At 65.2% G+C, this 22,558-nt stretch carries 20 protein-coding genes; 10 read left to right on the forward strand and 10 right to left on the reverse strand.

Annotation, left to right across the window (positions count from 1 at the left end; translation table 11 throughout):
- The first annotated feature begins 177 nt into the window (after positions 1–177).
- Complete coding sequence (locus tag BR78_RS0112345; RefSeq protein WP_051683316.1) at positions 178–630, forward strand: hypothetical protein; 453 nt, start codon at positions 178–180, stop codon at positions 628–630.
- A 27-nt stretch (positions 631–657) separates the two neighbouring features.
- Here the strand turns inward: BR78_RS0112345 and BR78_RS0112350 are convergent, their stop codons facing one another.
- Positions 658–1,233, reverse strand: coding sequence for a DUF3617 domain-containing protein (locus tag BR78_RS0112350; protein ID WP_029936583.1), 576 nt, complete (start codon positions 1,231–1,233; stop codon positions 658–660).
- Positions 1,234–1,537: 304 nt separating this feature from the next.
- Between BR78_RS0112350 and BR78_RS0112355 the strand changes: the two genes are divergently transcribed.
- The 6 genes from BR78_RS0112355 to BR78_RS0112380 all read left to right on the forward strand — a co-directional run bounded on the left by BR78_RS0112355 (position 1,538) and on the right by BR78_RS0112380 (position 6,636).
- On the forward strand, positions 1,538–1,894 hold the full coding sequence (locus BR78_RS0112355) for an ArsR/SmtB family transcription factor (RefSeq protein ID WP_029936584.1): 357 nt from the start codon (positions 1,538–1,540) through the stop codon (positions 1,892–1,894).
- Entirely contained in the window at positions 1,878–2,381 is a 504-nt protein-coding gene (locus BR78_RS0112360) for an SRPBCC family protein (protein WP_029936585.1), read from the forward strand. The genes BR78_RS0112355 and BR78_RS0112360 overlap by 17 nt, the downstream gene beginning before the upstream one ends.
- A gap of 73 nt (positions 2,382–2,454) precedes the next feature.
- Entirely contained in the window at positions 2,455–2,928 is a 474-nt protein-coding gene (locus tag BR78_RS0112365) for a YbaK/EbsC family protein (RefSeq protein WP_029936586.1), read from the forward strand.
- A 371-nt stretch (positions 2,929–3,299) separates the two neighbouring features.
- Positions 3,300–5,495, forward strand: coding sequence for an excinuclease ABC subunit UvrB (gene uvrB, locus BR78_RS0112370; RefSeq protein ID WP_029936587.1), 2,196 nt, complete (start codon positions 3,300–3,302; stop codon positions 5,493–5,495).
- A gap of 130 nt (positions 5,496–5,625) precedes the next feature.
- A complete protein-coding gene (locus tag BR78_RS0112375; protein WP_197021367.1) occupies positions 5,626–6,051 on the forward strand; it encodes a hemerythrin domain-containing protein in 426 nt (141 codons plus the stop codon).
- A gap of 42 nt (positions 6,052–6,093) precedes the next feature.
- Entirely contained in the window at positions 6,094–6,636 is a 543-nt protein-coding gene (locus BR78_RS0112380) for a hypothetical protein (RefSeq protein ID WP_029936589.1), read from the forward strand.
- Positions 6,637–7,176: 540 nt separating this feature from the next.
- Here the strand turns inward: BR78_RS0112380 and BR78_RS0112385 are convergent.
- From BR78_RS0112385 to BR78_RS0112400, 4 genes are read right to left on the reverse strand one after another with little or no spacing between them, the layout of a single operon-like run.
- A complete protein-coding gene (locus tag BR78_RS0112385; RefSeq protein ID WP_037566677.1) occupies positions 7,177–9,258 on the reverse strand; it encodes a tetratricopeptide repeat protein in 2,082 nt (693 codons plus the stop codon).
- Entirely contained in the window at positions 9,242–10,594 is a 1,353-nt protein-coding gene (prsR, locus tag BR78_RS0112390) for a PEP-CTERM-box response regulator transcription factor (protein ID WP_029936591.1), read from the reverse strand. Before prsR ends, BR78_RS0112385 begins: the two co-directional genes overlap by 17 nt.
- The gene (gene prsK / locus BR78_RS0112395; RefSeq protein ID WP_029936592.1) at positions 10,591–12,648 is read right to left on the reverse strand and encodes an XrtA/PEP-CTERM system histidine kinase PrsK; all 2,058 of its coding nucleotides are present in this window, start codon (positions 12,646–12,648) and stop codon (positions 10,591–10,593) included. Before prsK ends, prsR begins: the two co-directional genes overlap by 4 nt.
- Positions 12,648–14,036, reverse strand: coding sequence for a TIGR03013 family XrtA/PEP-CTERM system glycosyltransferase (locus BR78_RS0112400; protein ID WP_029936593.1), 1,389 nt, complete (start codon positions 14,034–14,036; stop codon positions 12,648–12,650). Before BR78_RS0112400 ends, prsK begins: the two co-directional genes overlap by 1 nt.
- A gap of 166 nt (positions 14,037–14,202) precedes the next feature.
- On the opposite strand from BR78_RS0112400, the gene BR78_RS0112405 reads away from it, so the two are divergent.
- Positions 14,203–15,258 carry a mannose-1-phosphate guanylyltransferase/mannose-6-phosphate isomerase gene (locus tag BR78_RS0112405; protein WP_081855763.1) on the forward strand — a complete coding sequence of 352 codons (1,056 nt, stop codon included), beginning with the start codon at positions 14,203–14,205 and terminating at the stop codon, positions 15,256–15,258.
- Between the two features lie 40 nt (positions 15,259–15,298).
- Here the strand turns inward: BR78_RS0112405 and pepF are convergent, their stop codons facing one another.
- Positions 15,299–17,164, reverse strand: coding sequence for an oligoendopeptidase F (gene pepF / locus BR78_RS0112410; RefSeq protein WP_029936595.1), 1,866 nt, complete (start codon positions 17,162–17,164; stop codon positions 15,299–15,301).
- A 43-nt stretch (positions 17,165–17,207) separates the two neighbouring features.
- Between pepF and BR78_RS21750 the strand changes: the two genes are divergently transcribed.
- On the forward strand, positions 17,208–17,627 hold the full coding sequence (locus BR78_RS21750) for a hypothetical protein (protein ID WP_156022310.1): 420 nt from the start codon (positions 17,208–17,210) through the stop codon (positions 17,625–17,627).
- A gap of 10 nt (positions 17,628–17,637) precedes the next feature.
- Here the strand turns inward: BR78_RS21750 and groL are convergent, their stop codons facing one another.
- The 4 genes from groL to BR78_RS20970 all read right to left on the reverse strand — a co-directional run bounded on the left by groL (position 17,638) and on the right by BR78_RS20970 (position 21,536).
- Complete coding sequence (gene groL, locus BR78_RS0112420) at positions 17,638–19,281, reverse strand: chaperonin GroEL (RefSeq protein ID WP_029936597.1); 1,644 nt, start codon at positions 19,279–19,281, stop codon at positions 17,638–17,640.
- A gap of 53 nt (positions 19,282–19,334) precedes the next feature.
- Entirely contained in the window at positions 19,335–19,622 is a 288-nt protein-coding gene (gene groES, locus BR78_RS0112425; protein WP_029936598.1) for a co-chaperone GroES, read from the reverse strand.
- Positions 19,623–19,848: 226 nt separating this feature from the next.
- Positions 19,849–20,295 carry a YrhA family protein gene (locus BR78_RS0112430; protein ID WP_029936599.1) on the reverse strand — a complete coding sequence of 149 codons (447 nt, stop codon included), beginning with the start codon at positions 20,293–20,295 and terminating at the stop codon, positions 19,849–19,851.
- Between the two features lie 44 nt (positions 20,296–20,339).
- The gene (locus tag BR78_RS20970) at positions 20,340–21,536 is read right to left on the reverse strand and encodes an HNH endonuclease (RefSeq protein ID WP_051683317.1); all 1,197 of its coding nucleotides are present in this window, start codon (positions 21,534–21,536) and stop codon (positions 20,340–20,342) included.
- A 186-nt stretch (positions 21,537–21,722) separates the two neighbouring features.
- On the opposite strand from BR78_RS20970, the gene BR78_RS0112440 reads away from it, so the two are divergent.
- Entirely contained in the window at positions 21,723–22,511 is a 789-nt protein-coding gene (locus tag BR78_RS0112440) for a DUF2189 domain-containing protein (protein WP_029936601.1), read from the forward strand.
- Positions 22,512–22,558: the final 47 nt, after the last annotated feature.

Genomic DNA, 22,558 nt, shown 5'->3' on the forward strand with positions numbered 1-22,558 from the left:
TCCGTGACCGGTGCTGGGCTGTTCTAATGCCGCAGCGGGACCCTTGCCACCACCTGATGTTTGACGACGCCGCTGCAACGCTTTGCGCTGAACCGTCGCGCCGCCGCTTGAGGCGGCGTCCGCGCAGGAGTATCGTCGGGGCTCGGGAGAGGGGCCCTGGAACAGATCAATCGACGCGTGATTCGCGTGCAGCGCCGTTACGATACCACGATCGACCGGGCGGGGATCGCGCTCGGCGCGGGCAGCGCGCTGGCCGGCGTGATCGTGCTCGTTTTGCTGCTGCTCGGCGGTCAGCGCGAACCGCTCAACCTGCTTGGCGGCTGGTTGATCGGCGGCATCTTCTCCGGACTGGCGATCACTGCGGTGGGCGGCCCGGTCTGGCTGGTGATGCACGTCGCCGGCCGGCGCCGGGCCTGGCATGCGGCGCTGGTCGGCGCAGTGATCGCGATGGTGATCTTCGTCGGCGCGCAGACCTATGGCTTCGGAATGTTGGACATGCCAGAGATGGACGGCCGCACCTGGCTGTTCCGCTGGCTGAGCGCGATGGCATCGAGCGTGCTCCTCGCGGGGCTGGCGGCGGTGATCGCGGTGATCATGTGGCGGATCGCCTATCGCCGGAACGAAGGCTGAGCCGGACGGGGCAGTGCCTTACCGCGTTCAGCCCTTCGCCTGCGGCGCGCACTCGCCGACGCGCGTGCCCGTGGAGCGCATCCGCAGCAGTGAGTAGCCCGGCTGGCCCTTGGTGCCGGTGCGGTTCTCGGTCACCACATCGAAGCCGGTGGCCGAAGTGGTGCCGTTGATCAGCAGCGTCGTACCCGCTTCGCTGGCCTTCTTGCTGCACTGGATCTCGGCATCGACCTTGCCACCTTTCGAGACATAGCGGACGAAGGTACACGCGCCGGCGGCCTGTTCCAGCTTGGCGATGTCGAACGGCTTCAATTGCTCGGCTGTCTTGCATTCGGTCGCATTGCGCTCGACGCTCTTGGCGAGTTCGAGCTGCTTCGCGTTGTCGGCGCCGGGACCGACATCGACTGCCTCGATGCGAAGCTCGGCCTTCCACAGCCCCGGCTTGACCGCGGTCTTGGGTGCCGCTGCCTTGATCAGCCTGGAGACCTGCTCGGTCTTCGCGTTGGTCACTTCGATCTCGCCGGTCTCGGCCGCGTGCTTCTCCTCGGCGGATTGGCATCCTGCCAGCGCAAGGGCGACGGTTCCGAGGACGATGGTGGCGCGCATGTGGAGATTCCCTTTGGTTCTGCGCGGACTGAAAGCCGAATTGGCGTCGCTTGGCAATGCGCCCATGCGGCGTACGGCCGAGTGCCGGATGCAATAGACGTCTACCGAACCGGTTGCCAGCGGAGTGGTTTCGGGAGGTAGGCTCTGAAAGCCGACATTCCCTCATCATCGGCGAAGGTCCGCTTTTGACCTGCGGCAGACGATCTTTGCTGCCGCCGCCGCGGGGCCTCGAATGACCGGTCTACGGCAGGGAAAGTTCGGGAGGCTTGCGCTTCCTGCGCGATCAGGTTAGACACTGAACTATATGGTTCAGTATGCAAGCCCTCCTCTCGATCTCTCGTTCGCGGCGCTGTCCGATGCGACTCGCCGCGGGATCATCGATCAGCTTGGGCGAGGGGACGCGTCGATCACCAGTCTCGCGGATAAGTTCCGGATGACGCTGACCGGCATGAAGAAGCACGTTCAGGTTCTCGAACGGGCGGGGCTCGTCGTCACGCAGAAGGTCGGGCGGGTGAGAACCTGCAAGCTTGGGAAACGTGGCCTCACGGCGGAGGCCGAGTGGATCGAGGCGCACCGCAAGCTCTTCGAGGCCCGCTTCGACGCTTTGGACGAAATCATCGGCGAATTGAAACAGGAGGAAAACGATGGATCAGCAGGTTAACAGCGCAGGGGTTGCGCGGAACCGCACGTCAGTCGAGCGCAAAGGGGATCGCGAACTCGTCGCAACGCGGACATTCGATGCGCCGCCGAGCATGGTTTACAAGGCATGGAGCCAGGCTGAGCTGTTCCAGCGCTGGTGGGTGCCGAAATCGGCACCCGGCATTTCGCTGGTATCATGCGATATGGACGTCCGTACCGGCGGCAAATATCGACTGGAATTCGGCGCCGGCGGTTCGGATACGATGGCCTTTTACGGCAAGTATCTCGACGTGGTGCCGAACGAGCGCATCGTCTGGACCAACGACGAGGGCGAAGAGGGCGCGATCACGACCGTGACCTTCGAGGACCAGGGCGGGAAGACGCTGCTGACTTTCCACGAAGCCTATCCGTCCAGCGAAGCGCTCGAGGAAGCACTGCAGGGCTCGGCGGCCGGATTGCCGGAGCAGTTGGAGCAGCTCGACGAATTGCTTTCCAGCATAAGCGTATAGCGCGGGTCGGCCGGAGCCGGGCGCGTGGGGACGGCATTGGAGTTGGGCGGGAGCTGGGTTACCTCGCTTTGGCATGAGCTATCAATCCGTACAAGCCGATCTCTCCGCACGCGCTCCGGATCTGCCGATTATCGAAGTCGAGCGAAGCACGGCCACGGTGGGAGAGGCTGCGGAAGCGCTGGGCGTAATGCCCGGCCAGATAGCCAAGACACTGGCGCTACGCATCAACGGCCGGGTGGTGCTGCTGGTGACGCGCGGGGACACCCGGCTGGACAATCAGAAGACCAAATCGGCGTTTGGCGACAGGCCTCGCATGCTGGATCCGGACGAAACGCTTGCGATCACCGGTCACCCGATCGGCGGCGTTTGCCCCTTTGGACTTGCAACCCCGCTGCCGATCTATTGCGACGTCAGCCTTCGTGCCTTCGCGATCGTCTTTCCTGCGGCGGGGTCGCTCAACAGCTCGATCAGGGTCGCGCCAGACCGCCTCGCGACGCTGATCGATGCGGAATGGGTGGATATCTGCCGTCTTCCCGCCGACAGCTGAGCACTACGACCCTCCCTCCTTTCGCGGGGGCTGGTAAAATAGGATTTGATCTGCTTTTGTTCCGACGATGGACGGGCGGCTCGATCTTCTTTCTCTCCGCTGTGTCGCTTCGGCGCCGCGCCTCTGCCGCGCGAGTGTCGCGAATCCGGCGCGTACTCGGCGCGTAGCGGGCGCGAACCTGCCGCGCAGGTGGCGCATGGCCGCCGCGTATCGGGCGCATGGATGCCGCGTGGGTGCCGCGTCGCAGGCGCGTCGTGGGCGCGTTCCCGGCGCAAACCTGCCGCTCCCGCCTGAAAATCCGCTATCGCGTAAACTTGATCAGTCACCCAGGCTATAATTGCGTCCTCTGATAAAGGCCCCATATCCCAGCCATGCCGATCCAGATCCGCACCTCCCTCGCCGAGCCCGACACCGGCGACAGCTTCGTCCCGCATCGGCCGAATCGCCCCGAGAAGAGCGAGGGCGGCAAGGCGTTCAAGCTGGTCAGCGACTATCAGCCGTCGGGCGATCAGCGCTTCGCGATCCCCGAATTGGTCGAGCAGGCGCGCGCCGGCGAGCGCGATCAGGTGCTGCTCGGGGTCACCGGATCGGGCAAGACCTACACGATGGCCAAGGTGATCGAGGAGCTCCAGCGCCCGGCGCTGATCCTCGCCCCAAACAAGATCCTCGCCGCGCAGCTCTATGGCGAGTTCAAGAGCTTCTTTCCCGACAACGCCGTCGAATATTTTGTCAGCTATTACGATTACTACCAGCCCGAGGCCTATGTCCCCCGCTCGGACACGTACATCGAGAAGGAAAGCTCGGTGAACGAGGCGATCGACCGGATGCGGCATTCGGCGACGCGGTCGCTGCTCGAACGCGACGACGTCATCATCGTCGCCTCGGTCTCGTGCCTCTACGGCATCGGCTCGGTCGAGACCTATTCGGCGATGATCTTCGACTTGAAGAAGGGTCAGGTCCAGGATCAGCGCGAGATCATCCGCAAGCTCGTCGCGCTCCAGTACAAGCGCAACGATCAGGCGTTCGCGCGCGGCAATTTCCGGGTGCGCGGCGACAGCCTCGAGATCTTCCCGTCGCACTATGAGGACAGCGCCTGGCGCGTCTCGTTCTTCGGCGACGAGATCGAGGAGATCACTGAGTTCGACCCGCTGACCGGCAGCAAGGTGGCGTCGCTCGACTATGTCCGCGTCTTCGCCAATTCGCACTATGTGACGCCTGGCCCGACGATGAAGCAGGCGATGGAGGCCATCAAGCACGAGCTCGCCGAGCGGCTCAAGGAGCTCGAGGCCGAGGGGAAACTGCTCGAACATCAGCGGCTCGAGCAGCGCACCAATTTCGATCTCGAGATGATCGCAGCGACCGGCTCCTGCGCGGGCATCGAGAATTACAGCCGTTTCCTCACCGGCCGCCTGCCCGGCGAGCCGCCGCCCACTCTGTTCGAATATCTGCCCGAGAATGCCTTGCTCTTCGTCGATGAGAGCCACCAGACGATCGGCCAGATCAACGGCATGTCGCGCGGCGACCACAAGCGCAAGATCACGCTGGCGGAATATGGCTTCCGCCTGCCCTCGGCGATCGACAACCGGCCCTTGCGGTTCAACGAATGGGACGCGATGCGCCCCCAGACCACCTATGTCTCGGCGACGCCGGGCGGGTGGGAGATGGAGCAGGCGGGCGGCGTGTTCGTCGAGCAGGTGATCCGCCCCACCGGGCTGATCGACCCGCCGGTCGAGATCAAGCCGGTCGAGGAGCAGGTCCAGGACCTCATCCAGGAATGCAAGGCGACTGCGGCCAAGGGCTATCGGACGCTGGTGACCACGCTCACCAAGCGCATGGCCGAGGATCTCACCGAATACATGCACGAGGCAGGACTGAAGGTCCGCTATATGCATTCGGATACCGAGACGCTCGAACGCATCGAGCTGATCCGCGATCTCCGCATGGGCGTGTACGACGTGCTCGTAGGGATCAATCTGCTGCGCGAGGGGCTCGATATCCCCGAATGCGGCCTCGTCGCGATCCTCGATGCCGACAAGGAAGGATTTCTGCGTTCGGAGACTTCGCTGATCCAGACGATCGGCCGCGCCGCGCGCAATGTCGAAGGCCGCGTGATCCTCTATGCCGATCGCATGACCGGCAGCATGGAGCGCGCGCTCGCCGAGACCGGGCGTCGCCGCGAGAAGCAGCACGCCTATAATATCGAGCACGGCATCACGCCCGAGACGATCAAGCGCAACATCGGCGACATCATCGCGCATGTGGCGTCGAAGGACGGGGTGACGGTCGAGATCGATGCAGACCGGCCGCATATGGTCGGCCACAATCTGCGCGGCTATATCGAGGAACTTGAGAAGAAGATGCGCGATGCCGCCGCCAATCTCGAATTCGAGGAGGCGGGGCGGCTGCGCGACGAGATCCGTGCGCTCGAGGCAGAGGAGCTCGGCCTGCCGGCAAGCGAGCACAAGGCGCCGATCATGGGGCGCAGCAACGAAGGCAAGCCGGGTACGCGCAAGACCCGCTACGGCAAGCAGAGCAAAACGCGGTTCGGGGGCGCGCGGGCGCGATGACCACCCGCAGAAATGGTAAGTAAAATGTGCAAATATGCATCCGTAATGAATCCTGATCGGGGACTCTACGGACTTACGGTCCGCGCAATATTGTGCTTTTGACTTGGTCCGGATCAAGGGGACCGTAGGCGTGATTCAGGAGCTTTGCGCAGAACATCGAGCGCTTGAGGCGCAGGCCGCGCAACTCCTCGCGATCGTGTCCGCCGCAACGCCCGATACCGCTGCCGTCGCCGCGATGCGCTGGCGAATGGCGCAGGCGCTGTTCGATCATTGCAACCGCGAGGATTGGCTGATCTACGATCGGCTGCTCTTCTCGGGCGACGCGATCGCGACGCAGGTCGCATGGCTCTATCGGCAGGAACATGGCCTGCTCGGGCCGGCTTTCGCCAGTTATGTCGCTGCCTGGCCGGTCGGCCGCATCACGCAGGAATGGGAACATTTCCGCGCCGAAACCCGTATCCTGATGGCCGACCTCGCCGAGCGGATCGCGCGCGAGGAAGAGGTGCTCTACGCTCACGCAGAGCGTATCATCGCGCGCCAACGGGCCGCCGCCTGATCGCGGTTGAGGCTGCAGGGGACTTCCCCCATAAGGCGCGGCATGCGTCGCTCGTTCGTGCTTGCCAGCGTCTCCGCTATGGCCCTGCTGCTCGCTGGCTGCGTTGCGCCCAGCCAGCCCCCGCCTCGGCCCGCGCCGCCGGTCGCCCTTCCCACGCCCGCCCCGGCTCCCGCCCCGTCGCCACCGCCGCCGCTGGTCAGTGCGGATTGGCGCGATTGGCCGCTCACTCCGGGCAATTGGAGCTATCGCACCGATGCACAGGGCAGCATCGCGTCTTTCGGCGTGTCGGGCCTGGCACCCGAATTCACACTTCGCTGCGATCGTGCTCGCAGCCGCATCGTCCTGACGCGCAACGGCCAGACCTCGGCACCGACCCTCACCATCCGCACTACCAGCGTTGCTCGGACTCTCCCTGTCAGCCCTGCCACGACGGGCGCGGCCGCTGATCTTGCGGCACGCGACGCGTTGATCGACGCAATAGGCTATAGCCGCGGCCGTTTCGTTGTGCAGGGCGGTGGCGCACCGGCGTTGGTCGTGCCCGCCTGGGCCGAAATCCTGCGTGTGGCGGAGGATTGCCGCGGCTGAGTCGCATCGCGACGCGCGTGCGGCGAACCACAGAACTCTAAGAATCGCACCATCTGCAATGCATTACAAGACTTGTTCTGCGACTCGCGATGATTCAAGATTCGTCCGTGGCGGCAAGCCACGCTCGTTCTTCAACTTGCGAAAGGAGGTGATCCGATGTCTCATGGTTCAGCAATGGGGTCGGTTCAGTTCGTTCGGGAGACGCGCCGCTGAGCTGAAGGCGCGGGCGGAAGTCCTCCGTCCGTAGGGCAAGCGGGAGGTATTCTCCTCCAAACAACGCTCGCCAGCCATCGGCACAGCGGCCCGCATGGTCTCCCGGGTTGGAACGCTCCGACCGCTGACCATGTCGGAGGTCGCCGGGTCCCTGATGGGCCCCGGCGGCCTCTTTCATTTTAGGCGAAAGAATATCCGCGCTAGGAGTATAGCGCGCTCGCCGCCTGTCGTGCGCGAGCATTTCGAATACGAGCGATCATGGCCATGAAATTCGCTTGGCCCGCGCATCGAACGACCTCGATAGGTTGCCTGGCTCGAAACGTGCGATCAGGATTGGGCCATTGCCGCGGCCGCGGCCCGATCGCCGAAGCGCGGGTCGGCCAGCGCTGCCTGTGCTTCCGCCCGTGCCTCTGGCTTGCGGCCGAGGTCGGCATAAACCTGCGCCAGGTGCCAGCGCAGCCCGGCATGGCGCGGCGCGAGCATCACCGCCTTTTGCAGCAGCTCTACCGCTGCCGCCGCATCGCCGCTCCGATAGAGCGCCCAGCCATAAGCGTCTGCCGCCGCCGGATTGGACGGGGCGAGGGCATAGGCCGCTTCGCCGAAATCCGCCGCCGCCTCGAATTCCTCGACGCCGGCATAGGCACTCGCGAGATCGGTGTTGAGTGCGGCATCGCCGTCGCCGACGCGGGTGCGCAGCAGCTCGAACGTGTCGATCGCCGATTCATAGTCGCCTGCGGCAAGCTGCCACTGGCCCGAAAGGCGCAACGCCGCGGCATTGACGGGGTTCTGTGACAGGAACAGCGCGAGCACCTTGGCGGCATCCGCGCGCTGACCGGCGCGGTCGAATGCTTCTATCAGCCGTAGCATCGCCGGTTCGTCAAAGCGCAAGCCGGCGGCACGACGATAGGCGGCGACGGCATCGGCCGGCCGGTTCATCAGCATCAGCGTGTCGCCGAGGATCAAATGCGCGGCCGGCGCGCCGGGATGGCGCGCGGCAAGGTCCTGCGCCCTGGCAAGGGCGCCGGCCTTGTCGCCCTGGCCGATCAACGCGCGGATCAGCGGCACCGTTGTGGTGGGGTCGCCAGGACGTTGGGCCGCATCGCCGGCGAGCACTGCGGTGCTGTCGTCGGCAGCGAACACGCCCGCGTCGTTGCGCGCGGGATAGGCGGCGCGATCGAAAAGCTGCGCCGCGGTCGCGCGGTCGCCGATCCGCTCGAAACCACGCGCCGCCAAGGTCAATGCATAGCTGTCAGCGTCGCCGCGCGCGATCACCGGGCGCAGCAGATCGATCGCGTTGCGCGCACTGTCGGTGCGCAGCAATGCGACGGCGAGCAGCTTGCGTGCCGCGATGTTCATCGGTTGGTTGGCTACGAGGGGTTTCAGTTTCTCCATCGCTTGTTCGTAGTCGGCGGCCTCGATGTCGAGCGCTCCGCCGAGCAGCAGCGCCGCGGGAACCTGCGAAAGACCCGGGCCCGCGCGTTCGATCAGTCCACGCGCGAGATCGCCATTGCCTGCGCGCGCCGCGATCACTGCCTGCAGATAGAGCGCCTGCGCGCTGCCGGGGCGCGCCGCCAGCGCCCGTCGCGTCGCCGCCAGCGAGTCGCGCGTCCGCCCGACATCGCCCAGCGTCGCAGCATATTCGATCAGCGCCTCATGGTTGGTCGGATCGCGCTTGAGCGCCGCCTCGAACCACGGCAGCGCCGCGACCAGCCCGAATTGGCTGCGCACCATCTCGCCGCGCAGCATCAGCGCGTCGAGACTACCGCCGTCGAGCTTCACCGCTTCCTCGGAAGCGCGGATCGCACCGAGCTGGTCGCCGGCATTGAGCTTCAGCCGGCCGACGTCGGTCCACACATCGGCGTCGCGCGGCGCCCCGCGCGCCGCTTCCTCCAGCGCCGCGAACGCCTCGGGCAGCTTGCCGAGCGAGGCGAGCGCGCGGGCGCGGATGCGCAGAACATAGATGCGGTTTGCCGGTTCGGCCTTGTCCGCTTCGGCGAGCGCCTTTTCTTCCGCGCCCTGGAGCAGCAGTGCATGTGCGCGTAGATGCGCGACCTGCTTCGGCTTGTAGCCGGCATCGATTGCGCGTTGCAGCTCGGCCTCCGCCCCGACGCCGTCTTCGAGCGCCAGCATGGCCCTGGCGAGTGTCAGGTGCGCCTGCGCATTGCCTGGATCGGCGCGGACGGCGGAGAGCGCCGCTTCGCGTGCAGCGCTGGCGTTGTGCGCATCGAGCAGCTTGTTGCCGCGTTCGACCGCCTGCTCCGCCGCAGCCGGATCGCGCCGCGTCGAAGAGGTCATGAACCACGCCGCGAGCACCAATGCGAACGCCCCGATCGCACCACCGATCACGATCAGTCGGCGGAACACGGGCTTGCGTCGCGACGAGCGGGAGCGCTTACGGCTGGAGGTCATAGGCCTTCATCAGGTCATAGAGAGTAGGGCGGCTTATCCCGAGCAGCCGCGCCGTGCCGGAGATATTGCCTTCGGCACGGGCGAGCGCGTGGCGGATCGCTTTGCGGTCCGCGAGCTCGCGTACGGCCTTGAGGTTGATCGGGATGACGTCGGCTTTGTCCTCGAGGTCGAGATCGGCGGCGGTGACCATCTTTCCTTCGGCCATGATCGCGGCGCGCTTCACCCGGTTTTCGAGTTCGCGGACATTGCCCGGCCAGCCCCAAGCGTCGATAGCCGCGAGCGCGTCGGGGGCGAAGCTTCGCGCCCCGGTCTGCATCGCAGCCGCGTATTTGGTGAGGAAGTGCCGCGCGAGCAGCCCCGCGTCGCCTGGACGTTCGGCGAGACTGGGGATGCGGATGACGATTTCGGCAAGGCGGTAATAGAGGTCCTCGCGGAAGCGCCCTTCGGCGACCATCGCGTCGAGATCCTGGTGTGTCGCGCATACGACGCGAGTGTCGACCGCGATCGGCTTGCGACTGCCTATCCGCTCGATCACGCGCTCCTGCAGGAAACGCAGCAATTTGACCTGCAAGGGGAGAGGCACGTCGCCGATCTCGTCGAGGAACAGCGTGCCGCCCTGCGCCAGCTCGATCTTGCCTTCGGTGGTCTTTACTGCGCCGGTGAAGGCGCCCTTTTCGTGTCCGAACAGCTCGCTTTCGAGCAGAGTCTCCGGAATTGCCGCGCAGTTGATCGCGACGAAGGCACCGCTCTTGCGGGGGCTCGCATCGTGGACTCCGCGGGCGAGGAGCTCCTTGCCGGTGCCGCTGGCGCCGAGCAACATCACCGATACGTCGGCGCCGGCAACGCGCTCGATCGTGCGGGTCACCTTGAGCATCTCGGGCGCGCCGGTGATCATCCCCCCCAGCACCGCGCCGGCTTCGGCGCGGTCGGCGAGGCGACGGTTCTCTGCCTCCAGTGCGTGGACGTGGAAAGCGCGCGCCACGATCAGGCCCAATGCATCGATATCGATCGGCTTCTGATAAAAGTCCCAGGCGCCGAGGGAGATCGCCCTGAGCATCGATTCATGCGCGCCGTGCCCGGACGCCACGATCACCTTGGTGTCGGAGCGGAGCTGGAGGATCGTCTCGAGCGCCGCAAAGCCCTCGGTCGTGCCGTCGGGGTCGGGTGGCAGGCCGAGATCGAGCGTCACCACTTGAGGCTCTTCGGCGCGGATGACGGCGATGGCCTCCTCGCGATTTGCGGCGGTGTGGATCTCATAGCCTTCATAGGCCCAGCGCAATTGACGCTGCAGCCCGGCATCGTCCTCGACGATCAGCAGCTTCTTCATCTCGGTCATGCGGCACGCTCCTGGCGGAGATCGGAGGCATGTGCGGCTTTGAGCACCACGCGGAAGCGCGTCCCCTGGCCTTCGCGCGACGCGACTTCGATCCGTCCGTCCATCGCCGCGGCGAGTTGGCGCGCCTCGAACGCGCCGATGCCGAAGCCGCCGGGTTTCGAGGAAACGAACGGCTTGAACAATTTGTCGCGCACGAAGGCGGGCGACATGCCGCAGCCCTGATCGATCACGTCGATCGTCACATTGAGCCCGTCCGCGCCTATTGCGATCGTTACCGGCGCATCGGTCGCGCTGGCGTCGATCGCGTTCTGGACCAGATGGCCCAGCAGTTGCTCAAGTCCCACCGGATCCGCATGCACGATCGCATTGGAAATACCGGAGATATGCACCGGATGTTGCCGAGCGCGTCTCGTCGCCGCACGCTGAACCACGGGCTGGACCTCGATCGCATGCGGCGCCTCGCTCCGTCCGCGATGATGCTGCGAAAGCCGAGCGAGCAATGCGTTCATCCGTTCCGCCGAGTCCTTGAGCGTTGCCACCATGTCCGCCCGGAACTCCGGCTTGTCGGCATGCCGCTCGGCATTGCGCGCGGTGAGCGTGAGCTGGCTCACCAGATTCTTGATGTCGTGAAGAATGAACGCGAAGCGCCGGTTGAACTCGTCGAAGCGCTGCGCCTCGGCGAGCGCTCCCTGCGCGCGCGCCTCGGCGAGATAGCTCGCCACCTGCCGGCCTGCGACCTTGAGCAGGTCGAAATCCTCCCAGTCAAGTTCGCGGTCGAGTGGCGGGCGCGCGAGCAGGATCGCGCCGGCGAGGCTGCCCAGATGCGGCAGTGGCACCAGCACCCAGGCGTCGGCGATGTCGAGCATCCAGTCCGGAACCGGTGCTGCATCGGGACTGTGCGGGTCGTTGCGGATGCCGTCGAGCTCGATGATCCGCCCGGTGGCGGCGAGATGGCCGGCGAGCGGCGCATCGCTGGTGGCGGGAAACAGCCCGCGGTCCCAGTTCCAGCTGGCACCGGGGCCGAAGCCGGCACCGTCGGGCACCAGCAGCAGACCGGCGGGAGAGTCGGTCAGGTCGGCAATCGCCTTGACGATGCGCTCGTCGAGCGGCGTGGCGCCGTCCGGCGCGCCCAGCGTTTCGGTGAAGCGCATCCACTCGGCGCGATAATCATAGCGATGACGGAAGAAATGCTTGGCGAGCTTGACCTTGATCCAGGCGCGTAGCCACCCGTTGGAGACGAGGGTGAGGATTGCAGCGGTCGAGCCGAGAACGAATGCGGTCTGGAATATCCGCGCGTTCTCGCCACCGATCGTGGCGATGGCACTCGTCGCGAGAGCGAGCAGCGCGAAATAGGCGCCGATCGCGACCAACGATAGCGATTGATAGGCGACGGCGCGCGAAACCTGGACGTTCAGCTCGCCTTTGCGCTGGAGCGCAGTGATCATCGCCAGCGCCACTGCGATCATCGCCACGCCGCGCGCGGCGATCGATTGCGGCTGCGGCTGGGCGCCGACATATTCGGTGCAGCAGAGCGCGAACTCCGCGATCCACATCCCCGCCAATGCGATCACGATCCAGCGCAACCCGCCTCCGGCGGCGGGGTTGAGTGCTGAATAGAGTGCCTGAGCCAGCACAAGAGCGGCGACGGCGACGAGCATACGGAGCAGCAGCGCCGCGCTGCCGATCTGCCCGGCGGCATCGGGCGCACCGGCGCTTGCGGCGATGTGAAGTGCCAGCGCACCTCCGCTGACAAGCGCCACTACTCCATAGACTGTGCCCAATGCGAGCGGCGGGCGATCATTGGCGTCGCGTTGGTGCAACGTGATCATGAAGCCGAGCCAGGCAAGGTTCCGAAGCGTCTCGACGATCCGCGTCACCATTTCACCGCCGCCGATGCCTGCGACCGCCAAAGCCCAGAGCGATGTCAGCCCCAGCGCCAGCGCCAGTGGACGACGCGGCAAGCCGCTCGTCGGGGCGCGGATCGTCCACAATGTGACGCCGCCGAAGAGCAAAGCCGCCAGCGCGTGGCTCCACAGGATCAGCGTTGCGGTCATCAGCGTGCGCCTGCGGGGAACAGCACGACACGGATCGTCTGCAGCAGGATCAGCAGGTCGAGAAAGGGCGAATAGTTCTTGGCGTAGAACAGATCGTATTCGAGCTTCTGGCGCGAATCCTCGATCGACGCGCCATAGGGGTAGTTGATCTGCGCCCAGCCGGTGATTCCCGGCTTCACCATATGACGCTCGGCATAATAAGGCAGCTTCTGCTCGAGATCCTCGACGAACTGGGGGCGTTCGGGGCGAGGGCCGACGAAGCTCATCTCGCCCTTGAGCACGCTCCAGCACTGCGGCAGCTCGTCGATGCGCAGCTTGCGGATGACTCGTCCGATCCGGGTGATGCGCGGGTCGTCCTTCTCGGCCCAGACCGCCTTGCCGCCGACCTCGGCGTCCTGGCGCATCGAGCGCAGCTTGATGACATCGAAGCCGACGCCGTAGAGCCCGACGCGGCGTTGGCGGTAGAAAGCCGGACCCTTGCTCTCGAGCCGAATCGCAATCGCAGTTACGAGCACCAGCGGTAGCGTCAGGACCAACAGCAAAAGGCTGGCGCCGATATCGAACAGTCGCTTGAAAGCGCTCGACACCATCCGGCCCGAAGAAAAGCCGTCGGAGAAGATCAGCCAGCTCGGATTGACACTGTCGAGATCGACGCGACCGGTCTCGCGCTCGAGGAAGGTCGAGATCTCGTTGACATGGACGCCGGTGGTCTTGACCCGCAGCAGGTCCTTGAGCGGCAGCGCATTGCGCCGCTCCTCGAGCGCGAGCACGACTTCGCTCGCATTGAGCAGGACGACATGGTCGGCGAGATTGTAGATCGCGTCGCGGGCGATCGCCTCCGGGATAACGCGATTGGCTTCGCTCATCGATACATAGCCGACGACGGCGAAACCTGCGCCGGGCCCTTTCGACAGCACCTTCAGGCGTGCCGCGCGCGGACCCGCTCCCAGCACGACGATGCGTCGCTTGAACACCTGGCTCCCCAGAGTCTTGCCGAGCAGAACACGCAGGAAAATCAGCAGCAAGACCGACAGGACCATCGCGTAAAGCAGGTTGGAGCGCCAGAAGCTGATCTGGGGAATCATGAAATAAAGGACGCTCAGGGCGATCACGCCCAGCGAGATCGCCACGATCAGCCGCGCCATGGCATAGCGCAGCGACTGGAGCGCATCGGCGCCATAAACGCCGACGGCGACCATCGCGACTTCGATGAAGGCGGCATAGCCGAACAGCTGGGGTGCGCGCGTGGTCATCGGCAAGGCGGCCATGCCGACTTGATGCGCGCGCAGAATCCAGCCGAGCTCGCCTGCCGCCACCAGCAGGACGACATCCAGTAGGCCGAGCAGAAGCACGGCATTGGGCACGTAATGCTTGAACAGGCGGATCATGGTGCGCTCACCACTATCTGCTAAGTGTAAACAAACCCGACACGCGTTGCGGCGCGCACGAAAGTGTCGGAAACAGCGAAGGCCACGGAAACCGTTTCGTCCGCACATCGTTTAATCGCGCGGGGTAAGTACCTATATCTAAGGCTTAATCAGGGAACCATTTGTCATGCCGGAAGTGAAACCGATCATTCCCGTGATCCTGTCGGGAGGATCGGGGACCCGGCTGTGGCCACTGTCCATCCCTGAACAACCCAAGCAACTCCTGCCGCTGACCGCTGAGGAGACGATGCTGCAATTGACCGCGCGACGCACCATGGGCGAGCGTTTCGCCCGCCCGATCGTCGTCGCAAACGCCTTTCATGCCGATCAGATCGAAGAACAGCTCGCCGCTGTCGAGGTGGAAACGCAGGCGCTGATCCTCGAGCCGACAGGGCGCAACACCGCGCCTGCCATCGCGCTCGCGGCGATCGCCGCAGGCGGCGGCAATGCTCCGATACTCGTGATGCCGTCGGACCATGTCATCGCTGATGTCGACGCCTTTCGTACGGCGATCCATGCGGCGCTGCCCCTTGTGCAGGAGGGATGGCTGGTCACCTTCGGGATCGCGCCGGATGCGCCGGAGACCGGCTATGGCTGGATCAAGGTCGGGGAGGCGCTTGCGGAGGGCGTGCATCGCGTCGACCGGTTCGTGGAGAAGCCGCCGCGCGACAAGGCGGAAGAGATGCTCGCGTCGGGCGATCACGCCTGGAACGGCGGTATCTTCCTGTTCCGCGCCGACATGTATCTGGGAGCGCTGAGCGTCTTCGCGCCCGCCATGCTGGTCGCTGCGCAGCGGGCGATGGAAAAGGCACGACGCGAGGGCAAGCGCATATGGCCCGATGCCGGGGAGTTCGCGCAGTCTCCGTCGGATTCGATCGACTATGCGGTGATGGAGAAGGCGCCGCGCGTGGCGGTGGTCCCGGTCGCGATGGGCTGGAGCGACGTCGGTAGCTGGGATGCGCTCCACGCGATCAGCGAATGCGACGCGCACGGCAATGTCAGCCGCGGCGATGTCATCATGATCGATGCGGAGAACTGCCTCGTCCGCAGCGAAGCGGGCAAGCGCATCGCGCTGGTCGGGGTGCAGGATCTGATCGTAGTGGCGGCGGGAGACGATATCCTCGTTCTCCCGCGCGGACGCAGCCAGGACATCAGGAAGATCATCGAGGCGATGAAGCGGTGAGGGCTGGCGAGCGCGGCGCCTGGCCGCGCTCGCTCTGTCGTCAGACGAGCAGTGCTTCGGCCTGATCGAGCGTGTCCTTGAAAGTCGCGATCAGCGCCTGGTACGGCGCGGGCGACGCCATATCGAGCCCCGCGCGCTTCAAGATGTCGACCGGATAATCCGAGCCGCCGGCCTTGAGCACCGACAAATAATTGTCGCGCTCCTTCGCGCCGCCCTTGAGGATCGACTGCGCGAAATACGTCGCCGCGGCTATGCAGGTCGCGTACTGATAGACGTAGAAGCTGTTGTAGAAGTGCGGGATGAACGCCCATTCGTTCCCGTAAGCCGGGTCGAGGCCCATGTTCGGACCGTGATAGCGCTTGAGCAGGTCGAAATAGACTTGGGTGAACTTCTTGCCTGACAGGCCTTCGCCCGCTTCGGCGAGATCGTGCGCCTTCAATTCGAACTCGGCGAACATCGTCTGGCGATAGAAGGTGCCGCGGAAATTCTCCATCTGCTGGCCGAGATAGAAGAGCTTCTCTTCCTTGGTCTTGGCGTTCTTCAGCATGTACGCGACCAGCAATTGCTCGTTGGCGGTCGAGGCGATCTCGGCGAGGAAGATCGGATAATCGGCCTTCTCGAACGGTTGCGTCGAATTGGCGAGCAGCGAATGCAGCGCATGCCCCCATTCGTGCGCATAGGTGCTCATCCCGTCATATTTCTCGGAGAGATTGAGCAGCAGATAGGGATGCACGTCGAACGCGCCGGGGTTCATATAGGCGCCGGGACGCTTGCCCTGACGCGGCCATGGATCCATCCACTTCGCGGCGGTCGCCTTGGCCATGCGGGATTGGTAGTCGGGGCCGAGCGGCTTGACTGCTTCGAGCGTCAGCGTGCGCATCTGTTCGAGCGTGAAGGGGCGATCGAGCGACACCAACGGCGGGTAGATGTCGTAATATGCGATGTCGGGGAGCTTGAGCATCCGCCGCCGCAAGTCGAAATAGCGGTGGAGCTGGGGCAGGCCCTGGTTCGCTTCGGCGACCAGCGTGCGATAGACGGTCTCGGGCACGTTGTTGCCGGAGAGCGCCGCGGCGAGCGCGGTCGGGTACTTGCGTGCCTTGGCGATGAAGATGTCGCTCTTGACCTGCGCATTATAGGTCGCGCCGAACGAGTTCTGAAACTTGCCATGCGCGCCCCAGAACGCGTCGAACACCGCCTTGCGATCGGCGCGATTGGGGGCGTCGCGGTTGAGCGTATAGCCTTGGCTGTCGAGCCGGACTTCCTTGCCGTCCGAAAGCTTGATCGTCGGCCAGGGGATATCCGACGAGCGGAGCTGCCCCGAGATATCGCCGGGCGCCTGGAGCGGCGCGGTCGCGCTCGCCAGGATTGCCTCGCCCTCGGGAGAGAGCGTGTGCGGCGCCTGGCGGACGATATTGGCGAGATAGAAGTCGAAGCGCGTCTTGAGCGTGGAGTTTGCGGCGATAAAGCCGTCGATCTTGGCCTTGCCGACGGTTAGAATCTCGGGAGAGAACCAGGCAGTGGCTTCGCCGAACGCCGTATAGAGGTCGATCGCCTGCGCCTGCTTCTCCTGCCAGGTGGCGACGCGGACGTCCTCGTCGGCCTTGAGGCTGACATAGACATAGACCCGCGCAATCGTGCGGCCGAGATCGGATTGGAGGGTCAGGGCTTCCGCGAGCGTCGCGGCGCTCTCGCCGAGGCGGCCCTTATATTTGGAGATGCCCGGAAGCGCGGCGAGCGCACTTTTGCGCGCTGCGTCCCAGGCGGCGTCGCTGGGGTAGATTTCAGTCAGATCCCAGGCGGCACCGGCGGTGGTCTGCGCCGCATCCTGTGCCCAGGCGGGCATTGCAGTGGCGAGCGTAGCGAACGCGCCGGCGGTCAGCGCCTCGCGGCGGGATAGTTCGGTCATTAAGGCTTCCCCCGGAAGAAGCGCCGGTAGGCTCGACGCGAGGTTGGAAGCCGTCAATCTGTCGCGCTTTTTCCCACAAGGAAAGCGCTTTGTTGGTTTAGGGGGCCAACACACCCCGGCCGGCGGCGCCGCGGCGAACGTCGCGATATTCGGCGCGCGAGATCACCACCCAGTCGCGCTTGGCCCGGCGACGCATCGGCGTGCCGCAGAACCGGCATTTGCTGACGAAAGGCTCGTCGTTTCCGGCACGTTCGATATGTTTTTCCGAACGCTCGTGCTTGCCGCCGAAACAACGCGACCGCCCCGCAAACCAATTGAACACTTACGCAATCCCCACGCGATTCACGCTGCCAAGTTCCTGATCTCGATCAGGAAATCAAGACCCTGTCGTCGCGTTGTCATCAAGGTTCATCGCAAAAGCAGAAGGGCCGGGTTTCCCCGGCCCTTCGCATTTCCGACCTGAACGGAAGGACTTAGAAGTCCATGCCGCCCATGCCGCCCATGCCGCCGCCCATGGCGGGCATGGCGGGCTTGTCTTCCGGCAGCTCGCTCACCGCCGCTTCGGTGGTGATGAGCAGGCCGGCGACCGAGGCCGCATCCTGGAGCGCGGTGCGAACGACCTTGGTCGGGTCGATCACGCCGGCCGAAACCAGGTTCTCATAGGTCTCGGTCTGGGCGTTGAAGCCGAGGTTCGCGTCATTGCCGTCGAGCAGCTTGCCCGAGATCACCGCACCGTCATGACCGGCATTCTGCGCGATCTGGCGGACCGGCGCGTAGAGCGCCTTGCGGATGATGTCGATGCCGCGGGTCTGGTCGTCATTGGCGCCCTTGAGGCCTTCGATCGCCTTGGTCGCGTAGAGGAGAGCGGTACCGCCACCGGGGACGATGCCTTCCTCGACGGCAGCGCGGGTCGCGTGCAGCGCGTCGTCGACGCGGTCCTTGCGCTCCTTGACTTCGACTTCCGAAGCGCCGCCGACCTTGATCACGGCAACGCCGCCGGCGAGCTTGGCGAGACGCTCCTGGAGCTTCTCGCGGTCATAATCGCTGGTGGTGTTCTCGATCTGCTGGCGGATCGCGTCGGTGCGGCCCTTGATCGCATCGGCTTCACCCGCACCGTCGACGATGGTGGTGTTGTCCTTGTCGATCGAGACGCGCTTGGCGGTGCCGAGCATGCCGAGCGTGACGCTCTCGAGCTTGATGCCGAGATCTTCCGAGATGACTTCGCCCTTGGTGAGGATCGCGATGTCCTCGAGCATCGCCTTGCGGCGATCGCCGAAGCCCGGCGCCTTGACGGCCGCGACCTTGAGGCCGCCGCGCAGCTTGTTGACGACGAGCGTGGCCAGAGCCTCGCCCTCGATGTCCTCGGCGATGATCAGCAGCGGACGGCCCGACTGGACGACGGCTTCCAGGATCGGAAGCATCGCCTGCAGGTTCGACAGCTTCTTCTCGTGGATCAGGATGTACGGATCGTTGAGTTCGACCGTCATCTTGTCCGGGTTGGTGATGAAGTAAGGCGACAGATAGCCGCGGTCGAACTGCATGCCCTCGACGACGTCGAGCTCGAATTCGAGACCCTTCGCTTCCTCGACGGTGATCACGCCTTCCTTGCCGACCTTGTCCATCGCCTCGGCGATCTTCTCGCCGACGACGGTGTCGCCATTGGCCGAGATGATGCCGACCTGGGCGATCTCGTTGGTGCCGGCGACCGGCTTCGAGCGCGACTTGATGTCCTCGACGACCTTGGTGACGGCGAGATCGATGCCGCGCTTGAGGTCCATCGGGTTCATGCCGGCCGCGACCGACTTCATGCCTTCGCGAACGATCGCCTGGGCGAGAACGGTGGCGGTGGTGGTGCCGTCACCGGCGAGGTCGTTCGTCTTCGACGCGACTTCGCGGATCATCTGCGCGCCCATGTTCTCGAACTTGTCCTTGAGTTCGATTTCCTTGGCGACGGTGACGCCGTCCTTCGTGATGCGCGGCGCACCGAACGACTTGTCGATGACGACGTTGCGGCCCTTGGGGCCCAAAGTCACCTTGACTGCGTCGGCGAGGATATCGACGCCGCGCAGGATGCGCTCACGTGCGTCGCGGCTGAATTTAACGTCCTTGGCTGCCATGTTGGCTTACCTTTCGAATTGGAAAGTTAGAAAAGGTTAGGCGAACGCAGGGTTCAGCCGACGATTCCGAGGATGTCGGATTCCTTCATGATGAGGAGATCCTCACCATTGACCTTGACCTCGGTGCCCGACCATTTGCCGAACAGGATGCGGTCGCCGGCCTTGACGTCGAGCGGCGTGACCTTGCCGTCCTCGCTCTTGGCGCCGGTGCCGGCGGCGACGACTTCGCCTTCCTGCGGCTTTTCCTTGGCGGTGTCGGGGATGATGATCCCGCCGGCGGTCTTTTCCTCGGCCTCGACGCGGCGGACGAGCACGCGGTCATGCAACGGACGGAAGTTCATTGCGCTGCGATCCTTTGTCAGATTGAACAAGTTTTAGCACTCACATTTGGCGAGTGCTAACGACGGGGGATATGCGTAGGCGAAACGGATTCGTCAACGGGTTTGGGACGGAATCTTTCGTCGGACGGATCAAGCGGCCACGTGCTCCGGCGAAGGCCGGCGCGCCGGGGGTTCAAGGACATCGCCGGCCGCCAGCGCTCCGGCCTTCGCCGGAGCACGGAAAGGGTCAGCCTCGGGTGGCGAGGAGGCGCTGGAGCGCGGCGCCTACGCTCGGGAAGGTCTCGTTGACGTCGCTCGAGACCTTGTCGCGGAGCACCGGCGCGCTGCCGTCGAGATTGACGGTGAACAGGTCGATATCGGTTTCGCCGAGCACCAGATACGCCTCGTGCCCGGGCCCTTCGCGCCATAGCTTGTTCGCCGCGATGAGACCCTGCCAGAAACCGCCGGGGCCGGGGTTCGCCTCGCTCTGCCAGCTGCCGTAGAGAACGAGGCCATCGAAATCGACGCCGTCCGAGCGGCGCAGCAGCGCAGCATAATCATCGGGCAAGGTTGCTCCGAATTCGCGCTGGAGCGCTGCGCGCAGCGCCGCGATTCGCGCCTCGTCGGCGCCCGGCTGGACGATTTCGCCGACCGCCACCTGCGCGTCGCGCGCCGCCACTATCACTGCATCCATGCCATCGTCTCCGGCCATCGGCGTTCAGCGTCCCGTGCGATCCTTCACGGCGTTGGAGGATAGACGAAGCCGCGGGGTATCGGGAAGTCTATCTGACGGCTCTGACCGACCGTGAGATCTCCGACCAAGGCGCGCTGCGCGTTGGTGAGCGCGAGATGGTGCGGATCGTTCTTGATCAGCACGAGATTATCGAAGCTGTTGGTGCCGCCATCGTCGAGCGGCAGCTTGTGGTGGACCTGCCAGCCCTGCGGCACGCGGCCCGAAGCGATGCGGTCGATCGCGGCCTGATCGAGCCCGGCGCGGCGCAGCGCATCGACCTTGGCCGGATCGCTCGCCAGATCGCGGAGGAAGTCCCCGCGCACCTTCGAATCGAAGGTGTTGCGGAGCGCCTGATATTCGACGCGGTCGCGCTTCACATAGTTCGTCGGCACGGCATCGACGCCGCGCAGCTCGACGGTCTGGCCGCGCACCGTGCCGCGATAGACGCCTTCGTCGGCCTGCCGCGCGCTTGCACCGAAGAATTCGTCGAGCTGACCCTTCATGCGGCCGATCGCATCGCGCGCACTGGAGGGAAGCGCGTCGATCGCGCCCTGCGGGATCGCATCGACTGCGTTCTTGACCTGGCGAAGGGCGGGCTCGAGCGCGCCACGCAGCGCCGGATTGGTGGCGACGGCCGATACGGCATCGCTGACGGTCTGTGCCCATTTGCCGACCTTGCCCGCCTTGGCGGCGTCCCCGAGATAGGGAAGCATTCCGGCGGCCGAGAGCACGCCGTTGACCGCGTGGCCGCCGGCTGCGCCAAAATCGCCCGAGAAGAGCGATCCGATCGCGCGGCCCGCCGAAATGACCGTATTGCCGCCGTCCGAAAAGGGTGTCGGCTCGATGATGCCGGTAATGTCGAGCGCGAGCTGGGTGAGATCGAGCCCGAGCTCGACGGGATTGGGCGCGGTATCGTTCGCGGCGGCCGGCGGCGTGGCGCCCGCGGTATCGCCGTCCAGTGCGCGGGCGAGATCGCCGCGTTCGACGGGAGACAGGTTGCGATCGATCTCCGCCTCGACCCAGCCGGCGGCTTCGGGATTCTCCTGCCGCACGCGTTCGACGCTGGCGGCAAGGCCCGGCACATCGACGCCGCCGCCGGGCAGCCGGTTCGCGCTGATCGCGAGCTGGGCCTGCGTGGCGAGTTGCGGACTCGGCGGACCGATCGGATTGTCTGTGCCGCTAGAGCGGGCGGGATCGACCATGACGGGGTCTCCGTGGCTTGCGCTTCGTTCCTTAGCCGGCGCCCGCATATTGGGCTGTAATCGATTCGCTTACGCGGCATCCCGGGCGGCCGTGCCGCGGCGAAAATCCCTCACGGGAACTTGCGTTGCCGGGTGCCCGGAACCGGCGTATGATCCTCTCTGCCGGGGATATCGAAGGAGCGCGTCATGACTGTCGCTCGTATCGAAGCTGCCGAGCGCCCTGCGGAGGCGCATGACGTCCGCACCATCACCCCCGCAGACCTGCGCGACGCGCTTCGCCAGGGCTGGGCGGACTTTGCCGAGCATCGCGGCGATCTGATCTTCGTCGGCATCATCTATCCGGCGGTGGGTTTTCTGGCGGCGGTGATCGCATTGGGCGGGCCGCTCATACCCTTGTTCTTCCCGCTCGCCGCCGGCCTCAGCCTGCTCGGGCCGGTCGCGGCGTCGGGCTTCTACGAGCTGGCGCGGCGGCGTGAGCAAGGGCTGCCCTCCGGCTGGTCGCATTTCTTCGACGTGGTGCGGCGCCCGTCCTTCGATGCGTTCATGGCGGTGACGGGGTTGCTGCTGCTGATCTTCTTCGCGTGGCTGGTGGTCGCGATGACGCTCTACACCGCGCTGATGGGTCCGGCGCCCGAGAGCATTGCGACTTTCGTCACGCGCCTGTTCACGACGCCCGAGGGCTGGACGCTGATCGTGCTGGGCAATCTCGCCGGACTCGCCTTCGCGGCTCTGGTGCTGACCGTCAGCGTGGTGGCGATGCCGATGCTGGTCGACAAGGACGTCGACGCGCGGACTGCGATCCATACGTCGCGGATGGCGGTAATGGCGAACAAAAGCGTGATGCTGCGCTGGGGCGTGATCGTCGCGGCATTGCTGGTGGCCGGATCGATCCCGTTCTTCGTCGGACTGGCGGTGGTGCTGCCGGTGCTCGGCTATGCGACCTGGCATCTCTACACCAAAACCGTGGTGCGCTGATCGCTTCTGTGTTGCATCGATAATACACGCGCCGTTTACTCGCCCGG

This window comes from Sphingomonas sp. UNC305MFCol5.2 (genome assembly GCF_000712135.1).
Classification (GTDB): Bacteria; Pseudomonadota; Alphaproteobacteria; order Sphingomonadales; family Sphingomonadaceae; genus Sphingomonas.